Raw genomic sequence first — 18,118 nt, 5'->3', positions numbered from 1 at the left:
GTGATGAAGAATAAAGTTCAGGCAGGAATAATAGGCGTTTGCATAGGAGATGCTCTCGGTGTTCCGGTAGAATTTAGAATCAGGGAGCAACTTAAACGCTCACCTGTTACTAAAATGCGTGCTTTGGGAACCCATCATCAGCCTGCAGGAACCTGGAGTGATGACGGATCTTTGACCTTGTGCCTTGCAGACAGCTTGTGTAATGGATATGACCCTGAAGATATAGCATTGAAATTTCTGCAATGGTATAATGCTGAAATATGGACTCCTCACGGGAGAGTCTTTGATATTGGAATAGCAACAAGGCAGGCTATTTATAAAATCAGTAAAGGATTTCCTCCTCAATTGTGTGGCGGGACAAGTGAATTTGATAATGGTAACGGCTCGTTAATGAGGATTTTACCGCTGTTATTTTATATTAAAGACTTCCCGGTTGAAATACGTTTTGATAAAATTAAAGAAGTATCTTCCATTACTCATGCACATATCCGTTCCGTGATTTCATGTTTTATTTATCTGGAACTTTTATTGGAAATACTGAATGGAAAAGAAAAATTTGAAGCCTATCGAAACACTCAGAAGTCTGTAAAACACTTTTTAGATCATCAACCGGTTTGTTCACAGCCGGAATTGGATAAATTTGAAAGAATTTTAAATAAGAATATCTTTGAATATCAGGAAGATGAAATAAGTTCTGGCGGCTATGTACTTCACAGCTTAGAAGCTTCACTATGGTGCTTCCTAAACTCAGAAACTTATCCGGAGGCTGTTTTAAAAGCGGTCAATCTGGGGGAAGATACAGATACCACGGGAGCCATTACCGGAGGCCTGGCAGGAATTTATTACGGATATGAAAGCATTCCTCAGGAGTGGCTGGATGTGTTGGTGAGAAAGGATGATATTGAAGAATTGTGTGGCCAATTTCACAGTTCTTTATAAATTTATAAAAAACTAAAAACCATTGACAACACTATATAAACTTATTTCAGAAAAAGAATTACTGGAGCTCGGAGGAACTTTATTTAAAAAATTTGTGCCGGGACTTCCTTTAACCTTTGATGTCAATATCCCACCAGATAATCATCAGCAATATCCGGGAATGTTTCTCATACAATGTGAAATCGAAGAGCATGAAATCTCCGGTTTTAAAACTTTGAATACAGGAGAATTGAGGGTAGAAACAGATAAAGTACCTCTTTTCAATACTTTAATCGTAGATAAAATAAAAATTCTGGACTTCTTTGGCAAGACTGAAGATCTTACCGAAGAGAGTCTTGAGATATTGGAAAAAGAAGAACGGTTTTTTAAAACCCGATTGGATATTTTTCTGGAAACGAATGACCGGACAATGATTCCTTACGATTATTTAGACCAGTCAGATTGTACAGATTCTACGGAAAAAGAAATTGAACAAAGCATTAAAGAAATTGCCGAAGAACAAAAAACTTTTGCCAGAATAGCGAAAAAGAAGACCGCCAATATCAACACAGTAGAAGAAGCGGCCTATTTTTTAATCAATGAAGACCTGAACGAAGATCAGATCAGACAGATTAAAAATAAATCGATCGTTACTCAGTTCAAAAGAGGATATGATCATTTTGGATTGCGAATGTATTTGCGAAACCTGTTTATTTATCCCAATGAAAATAAAATATTCCTCGACCACCTGAGAAATTATGATGCTCATTATGTAATAGATAGAGGAGAACATGGCGAAGGTATTATTGCAGACTTAGTGTGGCGAATTTTGAATGATCGTCAGACAACTGCTGAAAATCAGAAAGAAATTATTGAAAATCAGAAAGCCGCAACAAAAATTTGGGAGGAATTTTATAATAAAAAAAATACAGAAAATCTTTCACCGGATGCTCAGTATGATTTGATGGATGAGTTTGTTACCCTGATAAAAGAAGGTTCACTGAAAAAGACCCCTTCAAGAGATTCAAGGCTGCTCTCTTATAACTTTGAGGATAAAATTATAAATCAGTATCTTGAACTGGACACAAAAAAGCAAGCTGATAAAGAACATTATATGGAATATGTTTACCGGCAAAAAGTTATTTTGGCGGAGCTTTCAGAGAATGAATTATTGATATATGATCAATTGTGGAAAGATTATTCCACCATAGAAAATCTTGTATCTAAAATAGAACAAAAATTATGAACGAAATAGAAAAGAAAAGAATAAGTAAATTTTTGAGCCTTATCCTGCGACATCAGCCGGAAATGATTGGCTTGAAACTGGATGAAAACGGCTGGGCAGATGTAGAAGATCTCAGAGCAAGATCAGCCGGAAGAAGAGTGTATTTCACTCCAGAAGAACTGGATGAGGTGGTTGAAACCAATAATAAGAAGAGATTTGCCTTCAACGAAGATAAAACCATGATCAGAGCCAGCCAGGGACATTCCATTGATATAGATCTGGCTTTGGAAACAGTGACGCCACCTGATTTCCTGTACCATGGAACAGCAGAAGCCAATATCTCTTCCATTCTGGAAAAAGGAATTGAAAAAAGAACCCGTCAGCATGTACACTTAAGTGCTGATAAAGAGACTGCTACAAAGGTGGGAATGAGACACGGTAAACCCGTGATTCTGACCATCAGAACCGGAAAGATGCATGAAGATGGATTGCTGTTTTACCAATCTGCCAACGGAGTTTGGCTGACAGATTTTGTAGATGCAAAATACATTTCAAAATGACCAGAGAAGAGTTTGATGAAGAAATAAAAAACTTTTCTCCGGAAAAAGATAAGGTCAGAGATAAAGCAGATGAGCTTTTTGCAAAAGGAGCCAACACTACCTATATTTTTCAATTCATCACAGAACATCTGAACTGTCGTTTAATAGAAGCTTTGGAAGTCGCAGAATCCTGCCCGAACTATCACAAAAGATATGATAAAAACAAAATCCGATGAGCAGAACATTAGTCATAGGAGACATTCACGGAGGGCTTAGGGCCTTGAAACAGATATTGGAACGGGCTGAAGTCACCCAAAACGATACATTGATCTTTCTTGGAGATTATGTAGACGGCTGGAGCGAATCTTCACAGACCATCCAGTTTCTGATAGAATTATCGGAAAATCAGGAATGTATTTTTATTAAAGGAAATCATGATGCCTGGACTGAAGATTGGCTGGCTTTTGGAAATGAGCCGGATGTATGGCTTTTCAATGGTGGGAAAAGTACTGTAGAAAGCTATGCAGACTATTCTTTAGACCAGCTTGAAACCCATCTTGAATTTTTTCAGCGAATGAAAAACTATCATGTGGATGATGAAAATCGCCTGTTTATCCATGCAGGATATTCTTCTATGCACGGTCCGGAAAAAGAAGTCTATTCCAGTAATTACCGCTGGGACAGAACCCTTTGGGAAACTGCGGTAGCAATGGATAAAAAATTAAAAAAAACATCAGAATTATATCCGAAAAGGCTGCTTTTGTATAACGAAATATTTATCGGGCATACCCCAACTCTATATATTGGGATGGAAACCCCGGTCCATAAAGCCAATGTCTGGAATATGGACACAGGAGCGGCTTTTACAGGCGCTCTTTCTATCATGGATATTGACACTAAAGAATACTGGCAAAGTGATCTGCTTACCTCTTTATATCCCGATGAAAACGGAAGAAATAATGATCATGTAAGACCCAAAAACAGAACATAAAAAATGCAGCCTCATAAGATCTCAAATCTATGAGGTTTTATTTTATAATAGAGTATATCTCGAAAACAACCTATATTTGTAAAAAACTGAAGGGATGAATAAAAATATCTATGAAGGATTATCCAATGAAGAACTGATTAAAAAAAGAAATACACTCAAAGGCGTTTCCATCGGCTTCGGAGTCATTTTTATACTCGGAATCATAGCATTTATTGTACTTCTTTCCATCAAAGGAGCCAAAGGCTTTCCTTTTGCAGCATTTATCCCGTTTATTGTAATGCCTGTTACCCTTGCTCCTTTATTGATGAACCTGAATCTGGCCAATAAAGAAATTAAAGCAAGAAATCTCTAGCAGTTTTTATAACATACCTAATCATATAGAAGAAAAACAAATTTGCAGATAAGCTTTTCCGCATTTTTGCCCTTTTGCTTTTCTGCCCCAATCATATTGACTAATTTTAAATCCCGAAAATTATGTCAACAATGAAACTGAAATACCTCCTGTTGCTTCTGAGCTCTTCCCTGATGTTTGCTCAGAAATCATTTCAGACCCCTTTTGAAAAAGGAAATGGTAACCAAACTGTTACCTATGAAGAAATGAATACCTATTACCAGGATCTGGCCAAAAACTTTAATACAATTCAATATCTTAAAAAAGGAGAAGATGACAACGGGAAACCCATTTATGTGGTTATCTACAACCCTTTTCCTGAAAAAGATCTGGAAAAGCTAAGAAAGAATAAAGCCATTCTCTTTGTCAATAACGGGATTCATCCCGGAGAACCGGACGGTATTGATGCCACAATGATGCTGATGCGTGATTTGGCCGCTAAGAAAATAAAAACCCCTCAGAACTTCATTATTGCAGCAATTTCAGCCTATAATGTCAGCGGAATGCTGAACAGAGGAGCACATTCCAGAGCCAATCAGAACGGTCCGGAGCAATATGGTTTCAGAGGAAATGCCAGGAATTATGACTTGAACAGAGATTTTATAAAGGCAGATTCTAAAAATGCCAGAAGCTTTCAGGAAATCTATCAATGGCTGAAACCGGATGTTTTCATAGACAATCACGTAAGTAACGGGGCAGATTATCAATATACATTTACCTATATTTCTACCTTTAAAGAACGCCTGGGAAATACGTTAGGAGCTTATTTTTATAATGACTACCAGGCTAAAAACCTTGAGGATATGAAGAAACTGGGGTATGAAAGTACTCCTTATGTCAACATTCACGGCGATGTTCCGGAGGTTGGCTTTGCATCATTTGAAGACTCTCCGAGATATTCTACAGGTTATACCTCACTTTTCAACTCTTTGGGAACCGTTCCGGAAACCCATATGCTGAAACCTTATGATAAAAGAGTAGATGCTACCTACAAATATATGTTGGTCAATCTTCAGAATTTAGATAAAGAATACAGCAAAATAAAACAGCTTCGCCTTGACAACCTAAAACAATATCAGGCAGGAAAACCATATGGAATCCGTTGGAAAATAGACTCCACGAAATATTCTACGATGGATTTTAAAGGTTATGAAGGAAAATACAAGCCGAGTGAAATCTCCGGTAAACCAAGACTGTTCTACGACAGAAATAAACCTTTCACGAAAAACATAAAACTCTTTACCACGGCTGTCCCAACAGGATATATCACCATTCCGAAATATTATGTCATTCCGCAATCACAATACCGCATCATTGATGAATTTAAAAGAAATAAAATTCAAATGAGACCGATTCAGAAGGATAGTACCTTCACTGTTGAGTCTTATAAGATCAAAGACTTTAAAACCGTCAAAAATCCTTACGAAGGGCATTATCTGCATTATGAGACGACTGTAGACACTAATCGTAAAGATCTTACCTTTTCAGCAGGAGATTACCTGGTTTCTACAGATCAGCCCGGTGTAAAATATATTATTGAAACCCTTGAACCTGAAGCATTAGATTCTTTTTTCAACTGGAATTTCTTCGACGGAATTTTAGCCCAGAAAGAATATTATTCAGCATACATTTTTGAAGATACAGCGGCAGAACTGCTGAAGAATGATCAAAAACTGAAAGAAACTTTCGAGGCAGCAAAAGCATCGGATAAAAAATTGCTTGACAGTGGTGAAGCTCAGTTGGATTGGATTTACAGACACTCTCCTTATTTTGAAGAAAAAACGTTCAGGCAGTATCCTGTATACAGAGTCCTGTAATAATTTGTAAATATAAAAAAAGACGTTTCATCCGAAACGTCTTTTTTATTTATCTTGGTAAACCCCTTTTCAAAGCAAGTTCAGCTCTTTTAATGGCCATTTTTTCTTTCCAGTCCATGTATTTCTTCTTGAAATTAGACTTCATAATGTCATCAAACTTACGCTGTACGGTCAGATTCCATAAAGAATGTGCTTTTACCGCCCACGACTTGTCCCACGCTCTCAAAGAAATAGAGAAACTTCCGTCCAGATATTTCATCCAGTGCCACCATCCGGTAGGCATAAACAGGGTATCTCCATGTTCAAGGAAGCATTCAATACCTTCTACACCATCCAGAGCCGGGAATTTTGTGAAATCCGGGTTCTCAATATCATAATCTTCCAAAGCATATGTAGCATAAGGAATCTGATACAATCTTTCTTTCCACTTATAGTCGAAAAGAAGAATATGCTTTCTTCCGTTGAAGTGGGTATGGAAGATATGCGCCATATCAATATCAAAGTGAAGGAACGTTACCGAACCTTTTCCTCCGAAGAACATATTAGGGTATTTGTCAAGGAAACCTCCCATCAGTTCCTTAGGAGAAATATAATCTTCCAGAAGTTTCGGGGCGAATTTTATCGGGTCGAAGAGGAAAATTCTTAGATCGGTAGGCTCTCGCTGTATAAGATCTATATAATCTCCGAATTTCATTTTGGCTGCAGAAGAGTTGATGGGAGCAGAAGGGTCGGCTTTTGAACTGTCATATAACGGGACCTCTACATCTCCTACAACCTCCTTCATATATTCCATCGTCCATTTTTGGTAAGCAGGCCATTTTTTTGCCATATTTTTGATGACAACGGGCCTTCTTGGCTTTAGATATTTTTCGTAGAAATCTTCTTTAGAAATATCATCTACAATATCTATAGGCTTTAAAATAATTCCCATTTTATAAATTTTATGTTACAAAATTATTAAATAAATACTTATGTACCCTTATTTAATTTTTTTTTAATCTTTGATTCAACTCAATTTTTATTATTTAGTCTAAATAAAAATATTAATTCCTATACGTATACTTAAATAATTCCTTTTTTTATGCATAAAAACAAAAATGCCCTGTAATAGAATTACAGGGCAAAAACACAAATTTAGATGAATAATAATCCATTCTGTTACTAAAATATTATTTTTATTTCAAATGAAAAATCATATAAATGTTGATAAAATCAATGATATGAAATGGATATATTATTTTAATTCAAAATATAGGGAGATAATTTAAATTATAATTTTAAAATCAAATGACTTGAGAAATTTTTTTTACAAAATAAAATAATTGTATTTTTTTTAATTTCAATTTAAGTTATTGATTACCTGTATGTTTTTTTTTATGTGACCATTCGGAGAGCATTTCGCTTAATTTCTACTAAATACTGTTTTATTATTATCTTAAGCCTTTGAAGGCGATTTTTTCCTGACAAGAAAATATATCATCTCCGTATGATGAAGATTTAACCTTCACTTATAAAATATATCTTTAAAAAAAGTGTAACGAAAAGTCATAATGACTAACTAATTGAGCAAATAATAAGTATGAAAAAGAATATTTCCTTATTTCTGATGCTTTTTTTTACTGTGCTGTCCTTTGCACAGAAAACGGTTTCAGGAAAGATCACAGATGATGATGGAGTAGCAATACCCAGTGCAAGCGTTACCATTGAAGAACCTGGTAAAGATGCTATTCTGGCCTATGGAATTACCAATTCAAAAGGGGAATATAAAGTAACCTTTACCTCCGGAGAAGCCAATGTAGACCTTAAGGTAAAAGCATTCAATCAGAAGCCCCTTACGAAGCAAATAAGCAACAGCGATCAGACCCTGAATTTCAAAATGCAGTCTGAAGCTACAGAAATAAAGGAAGTACAACTGAAAACCAAAATGATCACGGCCAGAGGCGACACCATTTCCTATGACCTTAAAGCATTCAACAATAAAAACGACAGAACACTGGCTGACGTTATGAGAAAAATTCCGGGAATTGAAGTCAACAAAGACGGAAGTATTCTATATCAGGGAAATGCAATCAATAAATTCTACGTCAACGGAAAAGATCTGATGGAAGGTGGCTACGGAACCATCAATAACTCCCTTCCTAAAGACGCCGTACAAAAAGTGGAAGTTCTTGAAAACCACCAACCTGTAAAAATCCTTCAGGATAAAGTTCCTTCAGATCAGGCGGCCATCAATATTAAACTTAAAAACTCTGTAACCATGACAGGTAGAGGTGAAGTAGGTGTTGGTTTAGAACCTTTTCTCTGGAATGTAAAACTGACCCCAATGTTTTTCGGACAGAAAAGCCAGTGGGTAGTCAATTATAAAACCAATAATACAGGGGAACAGGTTGAAAATGAGGGGAATATTCTTGCGTTTGGAAGTGGATGGGAAGGAAGAAGAATCAATGCAGGGCAAAATAGCTGGCTGAATGTGGAAAACGCAAGTACACCGGACCTTCCTGTAAGGAGATATTTAATGAACAGTGTTCATTATCTGTCTGCCAATTATTTAGTCAATATTGATAAGAAAAAAGAATGGGAATTAAAAGCCAGTGCTAATTATACCAATAATGCTGTAGAAAGAGAAAGCTACAGACAGACCGATTATTTTGCAACGTCTAATACACCTGCTGCAAGGGTAACTCAGAATATTTTTAATAATTTTTATACAGACAAAGCAAAAGCAGAATTGATTTTTACAAAAAATGCTAAAAAAGGATTCTTTAAAAATACAACAAGTTTCTCTCAATTCTGGAACGCTGACAGAGCATTGGCAGACAGGACAAGTAATAAACCCAATACATCAGGCAGACATGGGGAGGAAGCTTTAGAATCTCCTACATCTTCTTTCCAAAACTCATTGAGCACCATTATTCCGTGGAAAGAGAAAATGGTCAACGTGAAATCATTTATCAATTATCAGACAGATAAACAGACTTTAGATATTACACCTGCTTCTTATCTGGACATCCCGGGGTTCAAGCCGGATGTTATTTCTGAAAGCGTAAGACAGAACTTCAGATTAAAAACTTTTGAAGCCAATCATTCTGCCAATATTGGATTTTCTACAAAAGGATGGACATTTACTCCGGAAGTAGGATTCAATTATAAGACAACGACCCTTAATTCCACACTGACTAATCTTCAGGCAGGGCAGTATTTTGGATATGGAGATAAATATGATAATGATCTTACCTATTCAATAGCTACCCCTTACGGAAGCTTAGGTGTAAATTACAAAAGTGAATCATGGATGTTATTTGCCAATCTTCCTGTAAATTCAAATAACATAAAAGCAGATGATCCATTAAGAAACGTTTCAAAATCGGTAAATAAAGTTACTTTTGAACCTAATATTTTTGTACAGTATTCATTTGCTTCATTCTGGAAAGCTTCAGCTAGCGGAAATATCAATAATAACTTTGGAGATGTGAACACCGCTTATGCAGGTTTTCTTATGCAGTCTCCCAACGGGATCAACTCTATGAATCCAGCCAACCCGATTCCTCAGAACAATACAAAATCTACAGGAACCAGAATAGAATATAGAAACCCGCTTAATAACCTTTTCTTTAATGTGAACTATCGTTTCAGTGACAGTAAAAGAAACCTGATTTCCAGCCCAACCCGAAACGATCAAGGGTTTATTGTAGGCAATTATATCGAACAGGATAACCATGCAGTAAGTAACGTATATAGTCTGGAGGTTGGAAAATATTTTCCAAAATTTAAAACAAATGCTTCTGTAAGCTATAATAATACTACTTCCCGTTCAGATGCCTATCAGAACAGCGGAGCTTTTGCAAGTGAAAACAATGCACAAACTTATGGATTTAAATTAAATAACACTTACTTCAGCTGGATGAGTCTTGATTATAACGGAAGTATCTCCAGAACAAAACAAACCAATACAAGTTTGATTCCTGAACTTATCGGAACAAGTAAAAGAAACGGATATAACCATAATCTTGCCTTATTTTTCTACCCGTTGGAAAATCATACGATAGGATTTAATTGGGATCAGGTGAATAGCAGCAATATCAACCAAAGCTATAATAACGCATTCTATGATATTTCATATCAGTTTTCATGGGCAAAAAAGAAAATCGATTTTGAATTGAAATGGATGAATATTGCTAATCGAAAAGTATTCGAAACCTATAATGTCAACGCAACGTATAATGATTATACCAAAATTCAGCTCCGCCCAAGCCAGGTTATGTTTACGGTAAAATTCAACTTCAAATAAAACAAAAAACCAATCCTCACAGGATTGGTTTTTTGTTGAGATATAGGTTGTTGAATAAGTTAAAAACTTTGATGATCTGCAGAGGGGCCATAGCTTCCAGGCAAGGGAATATCATTCAGTCGGTAATATACACCCAATTGAGCCCTGTGATGGGTAATCTGATTCAGAGCATGGCGTATAGATTCGTATTTGGTCCATTTTGCCAGTTCATGACCGTTATGTTTCAGGGCCCAAGTATCATTCAGTTGGTCTTCCTGAGCATTTTCCAGGGCTTCTTTTCCGGATTTGTAATTATGATCCAGAGCCTGCAGAAGGTCTTCTCTGGTAGATAATGGCTTGCGCTGATTGTCATTATTGGCAAAATCAAGCTCAGAAGTACTGAGCATTGTATTGGGCCATTCAAAGATTTCCGCAATATGAGTGGAAAGAGGCATCATTTTCATGCTTTTTTCATGCGGAGTATACTCATTCTTTCCGTCAGGATACGCTTCAAAAAACTTTCTGGTCGTCTGATACTCGGCTTCAAACTCATTTTTAAATTGGGATAAAGTGTCCATATTATTTTGTTTTTTAGAAACTTAAAGGTAATATTTTTAAAAACTAAAATGTTTTAACAGAATCATAATTTTTGAGATTGGGCTACCCTTCAGTAAAGAAAAAAATCCTGTAAAAAATAAAATTTAAAAAAAACTGTAACAAAATAACAAATGTGAGTACTAATTATATAAACTTGATACAATGAAAAAGCTTTTTTCAGTATTTCTTATCGCTCTTTTTGCCTTCGCAGGGGCACAGGAATCAAAAGAAACAGCCAACCGTTTCTTTTATGAATTGACTTTTAAGCCTAAGAAAGATTCTGCAAAATTGGATAAGATCATTACGATCCTTGACATTACGCCGAAAAAATCTATATATCAGGATTACACAATGCCTGCTCAGGATTCGATTATTAAGGTTCAGATAGAGGAAATGGAGAAAACCAAAACCTTTAAGGATATGACTAAAATGATCAGATGGCCAAAGTTTTCTTACAAGATTATCAAGAACTATCCGGACATGAAAGAGCAGTATGTAGACAGAATCAGCAGAAATTTATTCTCATATGAAGATGACCCTAAGTTGCAGTGGAATATTTTACCGGAAAAACAGAAAATAGGAGCATACAACGCACAGAAAGCAACTACAGAGTTTGGGGGAAGAAAATGGACTGCATGGTTCAGTTCAGATATTCCTTTTCAGGATGGACCGTATAAATTTAAAGGGCTTCCAGGCTTGATCGTAAAAATTGAAGATGAAGACAAAAATTACTCATGGCAGCTAAGCGGAAACAAAAAAATAGAGAACTATGACGAGTTATCGTATTCCGATAAGATCAATGCTAAAATGGGAATGATGAGCAATACAGTAACACCTACTACAAAGGAAAAGTTTTTAAAATCCTATGAAGGGTATAAAGCAGATCCTTTCGCTGAGTCCAGGCCGTTCATGACTGCTGAGAATATGAGTAAGCCTATGCCGGGAACAGATGGGACTGTAGGTGATTTTATGAAAAGACTGGAAAAACAGGTAAAAGATTTCTTCGGATCCAATGATAACCCGATTGAAAAAGATCAGGTTACAGAAAAGAAGAAAAAATAAGCATTCATATCAACTAAATTATATTTTGAATCAACCCAAGTACAGCAATGTATCTGGGTTGATTTCTTTTATGGCAAAACGTTATTTAGATTAAATTTAAATAGCGTATATTTGCATCACTAAAAATTAGGCTTTGAAAGAGAAAGGATTACATAAATTAAGTGGATTCCCTAAAAACAAAATGGGGAAGATATTGGGATATGATAATGACCATCTGAAAATGCCCAATAAAATCATTGAAATGGGGCTTCTACCGGAGACCGTTTTCAGGATTTTGTACCAGGCTCCGTTCAGTGGGCCGATGTATGTGGAGTTTGGCGCAGAGAAAAGCCGGATTGCTCTTCGTGAGGAAGAAGGAGATTATATCATTGTTGAAGAATTGAATTAATGCAGGAAAACAAGAAAAAACAGATACTTTTAGTCGGAAATCCCAATGTAGGAAAGTCAACAGTTTTCAACTCGCTTTGTAATAAAAAGCAGAAAACAGGGAACTATGCCGGGGTTACCGTTGCCAGTCATTCGGGAAACTATCTCTATAAAAATGAGGAGATTGAAGTAATTGATCTTCCAGGTTCCTACAGTGTTTATCCGAGCTCGGAAGATGAAGCTATATTTTCAAAATACCTTATCGATGAGCAGAAAAACTATGCTGGAGTTGTTTATATTCTTGAAGCATTAAGCCTAAAAAGAGGGCTTCTTCTGTTTCAGCAGATTCAGGATCTTGGAATTCCGATGATTCTGGTTGTCAATCAGATTGACCAGGCAGAAAGAAGAGGAGTCTCTATTGATATTCAGAAGTTTTCTGAATCGTTAGGCATTAAAATCATTCAGACCAATGCCAAAGAGCAAATTGGAATTGATGAAATAAGAAATGCTGTTCACAACAACGAATTTGTAAAAACCAATAAAGCTTCTTTTGAAACTCCGAACGAGCATAGAGATTTCATTAATAAGCTGGCTTCACACAAAGGCTTCGACAATGAGTACAGAGCATGGATGAGCCTTTCATTGGGAACAGATCTTGGAAGAATAGAATCTGTGATGGAGCAGATCAATGAAGCTGAAGCTAAAAGTTTGGTACCCAAAAGACTGCAGGTTCAGGAAACTGTGAGAAGGTACCAGAACGTTGATAAGATATTGGAAAATGTTATTTCCAAAAAACCACAATTTAAAGAACTGCTGACCGAAAAACTCGACAGGGTTTTAGTACATAAATTCTGGGGATATGTGGTCTTCATGGCGATCCTGTTAATTATTTTCCAAAGCGTATTCTTCCTTGCAGAATATCCTATGAGCTGGATTGAAGATACATTCTCATGGCTCGCTGCATTTACGAATCAGCACCTTCCGGCAGGACCTGTCAATTCACTGATTTCGAACGGAATTGTACCGGGAATTGGAGGAATCGTTGTATTTGCCCCTCAGATCGGAATTTTATTATACTTCCTTTATCTGTTGGAAGATTCAGGATATATGGCAAGAGTGGTCTTCCTGATGGATAGATTGCTTCGTCCTTTCGGGCTTAATGGGAAGAGTATTGTGCCCCTTGTTTCAGGAACAGCCTGTGCAATCCCTGCCGTTATTTCCACAAGAAACATTGAAAACGTTAGAGAGAGATTGCTGACTATCCTTGTAACGCCATTTATGACATGCTCGGCAAGACTTCCGGTATACAGTATCATCATCGGGCTTATTATTTCGGAAGGAACCTTCCTGGGAATAAAATATAAAGCACTGGTTCTGATGGCAATGTATCTTCTGGGCTTCCTGGTTGCGCTATTCTCAGCAGCAATCCTTAAAAGATTTATTAAAAGCAAAGGAAAAACATACCTGGTAATGGACCTTCCAGCCTATAAAAAGCCACTTTTCGGATACGATTTTAAAATGGTTTTAGGTAAAGTATGGGACTTCATCACCGGAGCCGGAAAAATAATATTCATCGTAAGTATCATTATCTGGTTCCTGAGCTACTTCGGACCTAGTCAGAAAACAAATGAATTGGTGGCGACAGACGTTCATCTGGATCATTCCTATCTTGCAAAAATGGGGAAAGGAATAGAGCCTGTTATCGCTCCGCTGGGTTACGACTGGAAAATGGGAGTAGGAATCCTTACCAGCTTTGTAGCCAGAGAAGTTTTTGTAGGAACAATGTCTACTTTATACAGTTTGGAAGACGATGCGCCGGAAGTAAAGGTGATCGATAAAATGAGAAGAGACGTAAAACCCAACGGAGAAAAAGTCTTTAGTTTTGCTACAGGAATTTCCGTTCTTCTTTTTTATGCATTTGCAATGCAGTGTGTTTCTACACTTGCAGTAGTCTACAGAGAGACCAAAAGCTGGAAATGGACTGGCTTTCAGGTTGTCATGATGACCGGTTTGGCATATTTTGTGTCGATGATTGTATATCAAATTTTAAAGTAATGGATTCTTCACTTATTTTTCAATACGTACTCATTGCATTGATCGTGGCATTTGCCTGCTACTCTCTGTTTAAAGTACTTAAAAAGAATTTTGCACCTAAAAGATTTAGCTCCAAAAGAACGAATTGCGATAAAGATTGCGGTTGTTCTTAATATAGGTTTCAATGGATAATTGAAAAAAATGTAGTATTTTCATTTTTTTAATTTAAAATATCCAGCTTGAATCCTTTACGCCTCGTATTTCTTTCATTATTTGTATGTTTTACCACGCTGGTGAACGCACAACAGGATACTGCTGACATCAAGTCCTACGCAAATCAGGTCATGATTCGTGCCAATCTTGATACCAATCTCGAGAGTTACATCTTTTCAGAAGGAGAAGAAGGAAAAGAAAAACAGCAGATATTTTCCATTAATAATAAAACAAAGGTCTCCTTATCCATAGACTATAGGATCATCAGTGCTACCTTATCGTTTGCACCCCGCTTCTTTTCAGAAAACAAAGACAATGAACTGAAAGGGAGCAGTTCTTACACAGATTTCAGTGTCAGGTTTTTCCCAAAAAGAATCATCCAAAACCTTTATTACAAAAACGTAAAAGGGTTCTATATTGAAAATATGAAAGAAGTTTTCCCCGAATGGAGGGAAGGGCAGCCTTATATGCAGTTTCCGGACCTGAGAGTGCAGAGTTTCGGAGGTTCTACTTCTTATATTCTGAATAAAAACTTTTCCGCAAGAAGCATCAATACCCAGGGAGAATGGCAGAAGAAAAGCTGTGGCAGCTGGATTCCGTTCATCGACTATGACCTGAGTCTCTTCAGTAACAGGATTGATGATCACAGCGTCAAAGAAACCCAATATAAAATTGGAGCGAATATGGGCTACTTCTACAATTGGGTGCTCGGAAAAAAGGTCAATATTGCTCCTTCATTTGCTCTCGGACTTGGAGGAAAATTTTCCAGCTATAAAAACATCGATGATAATGGAGCGAGAACCAATGCACAATACCTGACTTTAAGAATGGAGGGAGGGCTTCATGTGGGATACAATACAGACCGGTTTCTGTTTGGGGGTAAAATGAACTTTAGTGCTTATGCCTATAACCCAAGGTCTGATCAGACCGTTCAGAACAACTATGTATACGGATTGCTGTATATCGGTTATCGTTTTGCCCCTCCTAAGGTTGTAAAAAACACCTATGATAAAGTTCAAAAAAAGATCCCGATTTTATAACTTGAGGTCTTTTTAATTATCTTTGTTTCGGACAATTTATTATACTAACAAAGAAATATAAAAGCATAATGTCGTTAATAAAATCTATTTCAGGAATTCGCGGAACCATAGGCGGAAAAGTAAATGATAACCTTACTCCGCTTGATGTGGTAAAATTTGCTTCCGCATTCGGAACCTGGCTTCAGAATAATAAAAATAAAAAAGATTTGACCCTTGTGATCGGTAGAGACGCAAGAATATCAGGTCAGATGGTTTCTTCTTTAGTGACCGCTACATTACAGGGATTAGGAATCAATGTTATTGATTTAGGACTTTCTACCACGCCTACCGTTGAAGTAATGGTTCCGGAACTTAAAGCAGACGGAGGGATCATCCTTACGGCTTCTCACAATCCAAAACAATGGAATGCCCTTAAACTTCTGAACGATAAAGGAGAATTCATCACTGGTGAGAATGGAGCTGAAGTATTGGCTTTGGCAGAAAGTGAAGACTTCAACTATGCTGAAGTAGATGACCTTGGAAAATATGAGACAAGAGATGATGCCTTTGATATTCATATTCAGCAGATTTTAGACCTGCCGATGGTGGATGTTGAAGCAATCAAAGCTAAGAATTTCAAAGTAGTACTGGATGCGGTAAATTCTACAGGAGGGATTGCTATTCCCATGCTTTTAGATAAATTAGGCTGTGAAACTGTTAAATTATACTGTGAACCAACAGGCCATTTTCCACACAATCCTGAGCCTTTGAAGGAGCATTTAGGAGACATCTGTGAGCTGGTTAAAAAAGAAAATGCAGATCTGGGAGTAGTCGTAGATCCGGATGTAGACAGATTAGCCCTGATCGATGAAAAAGGAGAAATGTTCGGTGAAGAATATACATTGGTTGCCGTTGCAGACTACCTTTTGAAGAACAAAAACGGAGCAGCCATCTCTAACCTTTCTTCAAGCCGCGCATTGAGAGACGTAGCCCACGCCCACAACTCAGAATACTTTGCCAGTGCAGTAGGAGAAGTGAACGTTGTTACGCTGATGAAAGAAAAGAATGCAGTGATCGGAGGAGAAGGAAACGGAGGAATTATCTATCCTGAATTACACTACGGAAGAGATTCTTTAGTTGGAGTGGCATTATTTTTAACCCATCTGGCAAAAGAAAATAAAACAGTTTCCGAATTGAGAGCAGGGTATCCAAGCTATTTTATGGGGAAAAAGAAAATAGAACTGACTCCTGAGATCGATGTGGATGCTATTCTAAGCAAAATGGAACAGGAATACCAGAATGAAGAAGTTTCTACCGTAGACGGAGTGAAAATAGACTTCGAAAACAACTGGGTTCACCTTAGAAAATCCAATACAGAACCAATCATCAGAATTTATACAGAAGCCAAATCACAAGAAGAAGCCGATAAATTGGGAGATGATATTATTGCTAAAATCAAGACTTTAATCTAAAATACATCAAAAGAACGGGGCAAGCTCCGTTCTTTTTTTATACCGAAAATGTTTGAACACATCAAAAACAGATTCCCTTTCCCAAAAGAAAAATGGCGGAAATTGTTAGGCAGCTTCGACCGTATGGAAGTTCCTGCCAAGACTTTGCTGCTAAAAGAAGGAGAGATTTCTTACAATGCTTTTTATATTGAAAAAGGAATTGTAAGAGCCTGGTATAATAATGACGGTAAAGACGTGACCTTTCAGTTTTTCCTGGAAAATACCATGTTTTCTTCCCTTGAAAGCTTTAAAAAAGGCTTGCCCAGCATGGTCACCTTTGAAACCGTAGAACCCTGTATTTTATATAAAGTTAAAAAACCTGATGTAGAGTCATTTCTGGAAGAGGTGTATGAAAACCCCGAACTCAGAACCCTGTTTATGGATGCTCTTTTTGAAAGAGTTTTCGATTATATGAAACATTTCTTTTCCTTTATTAAAGACACTCCTCAGCAGCGGTATATCAATCTTGCTAAAGAAAAACCGGAAATCATTAAAAGGATTCCCCAGCATTATATCGCTTCTTATCTGGGTATTACAACAGTACATCTGAGTAGAATAAAGAGTAAAATCTTGAAACAAAAGCCTTCTTAAAGTAAAATCTTTAATGCGATATACAACTGAAGATTAATTGTATTGGGTTTTTAACGCAAAAGAACGCAAAGAATTTTCAAGCTAATGATTATAAAAGGCTCACAAAGGCGTTTCACTCAGCAATGCTCGCATTCTTAGCTGAACGAAGTGCCTCTGCGACCGAAAAATAAAGAATGTAGTCAGTAACTTGCGATCGTAGCGTTTTATACTTTCATTTGTATTTAATGTACTTCAATAACTTCTGGTCTTTCTCTTCCACATCGCTTCTTATTAGATAATTACAACAAGATTAATTGTATTGGTTTTTAACGCAAAAGGGCGCAAAGAAATTTCAGGCTAATGATTATAAAAAGCTCGCAAAGGCGTTTCACTTAGCAATGCTCGCATTCTTAGCTGAACGAAGTGCCTCTGCGATCGTAAAATAAAGCAAGTAATCAGTAAACTTGCGACCGTAGCGTTTTATACTTTCATTTGTATTTAATGTACTTCAATAACTTCTGGTCTTTCTCTTCCACATCGCTTCTTATTAGATAATTACAACAAGATTAATTGTATTGGTTTTTAACGCAAAAGGGCG

16 protein-coding genes are annotated in these 18,118 nt (G+C 36.8%); 14 read left to right on the top strand and 2 right to left on the bottom strand.

The features are described 5' to 3' along the window. The first annotated feature begins 3 nt into the window (after positions 1–3). From AC106K_RS21120 to AC106K_RS21090, 7 genes are all read left to right on the top strand, one after another. The gene (locus tag AC106K_RS21120; protein ID WP_482447419.1) at positions 4–939 is read left to right on the top strand and encodes an ADP-ribosylglycohydrolase family protein; all 936 of its coding nucleotides are present in this window, start codon (positions 4–6) and stop codon (positions 937–939) included. A 22-nt stretch (positions 940–961) separates the two neighbouring features. Continuing rightward, positions 962–2,164, top strand: coding sequence for a hypothetical protein (locus tag AC106K_RS21115; protein WP_482447418.1), 1,203 nt, complete (start codon positions 962–964; stop codon positions 2,162–2,164). Next, a complete protein-coding gene (locus AC106K_RS21110; protein ID WP_482447417.1) occupies positions 2,161–2,703 on the top strand; it encodes an RNA 2'-phosphotransferase in 543 nt (180 codons plus the stop codon). Before AC106K_RS21115 ends, AC106K_RS21110 begins: the two co-directional genes overlap by 4 nt. Then, positions 2,700–2,918, top strand: coding sequence for a hypothetical protein (locus tag AC106K_RS21105; RefSeq protein WP_482447416.1), 219 nt, complete (start codon positions 2,700–2,702; stop codon positions 2,916–2,918). Before AC106K_RS21110 ends, AC106K_RS21105 begins: the two co-directional genes overlap by 4 nt. After that, on the top strand, positions 2,915–3,673 hold the full coding sequence (locus AC106K_RS21100) for a metallophosphoesterase family protein (RefSeq protein WP_482447415.1): 759 nt from the start codon (positions 2,915–2,917) through the stop codon (positions 3,671–3,673). The genes AC106K_RS21105 and AC106K_RS21100 overlap by 4 nt, the downstream gene beginning before the upstream one ends. A 94-nt stretch (positions 3,674–3,767) precedes the next feature. Continuing rightward, complete coding sequence (locus tag AC106K_RS21095) at positions 3,768–4,025, top strand: hypothetical protein (protein ID WP_482447414.1); 258 nt, start codon at positions 3,768–3,770, stop codon at positions 4,023–4,025. A 131-nt stretch (positions 4,026–4,156) separates the two neighbouring features. After that, on the top strand, positions 4,157–5,881 hold the full coding sequence (locus AC106K_RS21090; protein ID WP_482447635.1) for a M14 family metallopeptidase: 1,725 nt from the start codon (positions 4,157–4,159) through the stop codon (positions 5,879–5,881). 49 nt (positions 5,882–5,930) lie between these two features. Here AC106K_RS21090 and AC106K_RS21085 read toward each other — a convergent pair whose 3' ends face one another. Continuing rightward, positions 5,931–6,812 carry a cupin-like domain-containing protein gene (locus tag AC106K_RS21085; RefSeq protein ID WP_482447412.1) on the bottom strand — a complete coding sequence of 294 codons (882 nt, stop codon included), beginning with the start codon at positions 6,810–6,812 and terminating at the stop codon, positions 5,931–5,933. Positions 6,813–7,460: 648 nt separating this feature from the next. On the opposite strand from AC106K_RS21085, the gene AC106K_RS21080 reads away from it, so the two are divergent. Further along, the gene (locus AC106K_RS21080; RefSeq protein ID WP_482447411.1) at positions 7,461–10,169 is read left to right on the top strand and encodes a hypothetical protein; all 2,709 of its coding nucleotides are present in this window, start codon (positions 7,461–7,463) and stop codon (positions 10,167–10,169) included. A gap of 59 nt (positions 10,170–10,228) precedes the next feature. On the opposite strand, the gene AC106K_RS21075 is transcribed toward AC106K_RS21080, so the two are convergent. Then, positions 10,229–10,726 carry a DinB family protein gene (locus AC106K_RS21075; RefSeq protein ID WP_482447410.1) on the bottom strand — a complete coding sequence of 166 codons (498 nt, stop codon included), beginning with the start codon at positions 10,724–10,726 and terminating at the stop codon, positions 10,229–10,231. Positions 10,727–10,907: 181 nt separating this feature from the next. Here AC106K_RS21075 and AC106K_RS21070 point away from each other — a divergent pair, with 181 nt between their 5' ends. The 6 genes from AC106K_RS21070 to AC106K_RS21045 all read left to right on the top strand — a co-directional run bounded on the left by AC106K_RS21070 (position 10,908) and on the right by AC106K_RS21045 (position 17,541). Then, complete coding sequence (locus AC106K_RS21070) at positions 10,908–11,807, top strand: GLPGLI family protein (protein WP_482447409.1); 900 nt, start codon at positions 10,908–10,910, stop codon at positions 11,805–11,807. A 133-nt stretch (positions 11,808–11,940) separates the two neighbouring features. Continuing rightward, on the top strand, positions 11,941–12,195 hold the full coding sequence (locus AC106K_RS21065) for a FeoA family protein (protein WP_482447408.1): 255 nt from the start codon (positions 11,941–11,943) through the stop codon (positions 12,193–12,195). Continuing rightward, entirely contained in the window at positions 12,195–14,228 is a 2,034-nt protein-coding gene (gene feoB / locus AC106K_RS21060) for a ferrous iron transport protein B (protein ID WP_482447407.1), read from the top strand. The genes AC106K_RS21065 and feoB overlap by 1 nt, the downstream gene beginning before the upstream one ends. Before the next feature lie 218 nt (positions 14,229–14,446). Beyond that, positions 14,447–15,460, top strand: coding sequence for a DUF4421 family protein (locus tag AC106K_RS21055; protein WP_482447406.1), 1,014 nt, complete (start codon positions 14,447–14,449; stop codon positions 15,458–15,460). Positions 15,461–15,528: 68 nt separating this feature from the next. Further along, on the top strand, positions 15,529–16,911 hold the full coding sequence (gene glmM, locus AC106K_RS21050) for a phosphoglucosamine mutase (protein ID WP_482447405.1): 1,383 nt from the start codon (positions 15,529–15,531) through the stop codon (positions 16,909–16,911). A gap of 48 nt (positions 16,912–16,959) precedes the next feature. Continuing rightward, complete coding sequence (locus tag AC106K_RS21045; RefSeq protein WP_482447404.1) at positions 16,960–17,541, top strand: Crp/Fnr family transcriptional regulator; 582 nt, start codon at positions 16,960–16,962, stop codon at positions 17,539–17,541. The last annotated feature ends 577 nt before the right edge of the window (positions 17,542–18,118 follow it).

The sequence above is a fragment of the Chryseobacterium sp. FR048 genome, from assembly GCF_056844665.1.
This window is presented reverse-complemented; position numbering and strand designations above follow the sequence as displayed.

Coding starts and splice junctions, on each gene's coding strand:
- AC106K_RS21045 (WP_482447404.1), top strand. CDS start 16,960: ATGTTTGAACACATCAAAAACAGATTCCCTTTCCCAAAAGAAAAATGG.
- AC106K_RS21105 (WP_482447416.1), top strand. CDS start 2,700: ATGACCAGAGAAGAGTTTGATGAAGAAATAAAAAACTTTTCTCCGGAA.
- glmM (WP_482447405.1), top strand. CDS start 15,529: ATGTCGTTAATAAAATCTATTTCAGGAATTCGCGGAACCATAGGCGGA.
- AC106K_RS21120 (WP_482447419.1), top strand. CDS start 4: ATGAAGAATAAAGTTCAGGCAGGAATAATAGGCGTTTGCATAGGAGAT.
- AC106K_RS21090 (WP_482447635.1), top strand. CDS start 4,157: ATGAAACTGAAATACCTCCTGTTGCTTCTGAGCTCTTCCCTGATGTTT.
- AC106K_RS21095 (WP_482447414.1), top strand. CDS start 3,768: ATGAATAAAAATATCTATGAAGGATTATCCAATGAAGAACTGATTAAA.
- AC106K_RS21110 (WP_482447417.1), top strand. CDS start 2,161: ATGAACGAAATAGAAAAGAAAAGAATAAGTAAATTTTTGAGCCTTATC.
- AC106K_RS21075 (WP_482447410.1), bottom strand. CDS start 10,726: ATGGACACTTTATCCCAATTTAAAAATGAGTTTGAAGCCGAGTATCAG.
- AC106K_RS21070 (WP_482447409.1), top strand. CDS start 10,908: ATGAAAAAGCTTTTTTCAGTATTTCTTATCGCTCTTTTTGCCTTCGCA.
- AC106K_RS21085 (WP_482447412.1), bottom strand. CDS start 6,812: ATGGGAATTATTTTAAAGCCTATAGATATTGTAGATGATATTTCTAAA.
- AC106K_RS21100 (WP_482447415.1), top strand. CDS start 2,915: ATGAGCAGAACATTAGTCATAGGAGACATTCACGGAGGGCTTAGGGCC.
- feoB (WP_482447407.1), top strand. CDS start 12,195: ATGCAGGAAAACAAGAAAAAACAGATACTTTTAGTCGGAAATCCCAAT.
- AC106K_RS21080 (WP_482447411.1), top strand. CDS start 7,461: ATGAAAAAGAATATTTCCTTATTTCTGATGCTTTTTTTTACTGTGCTG.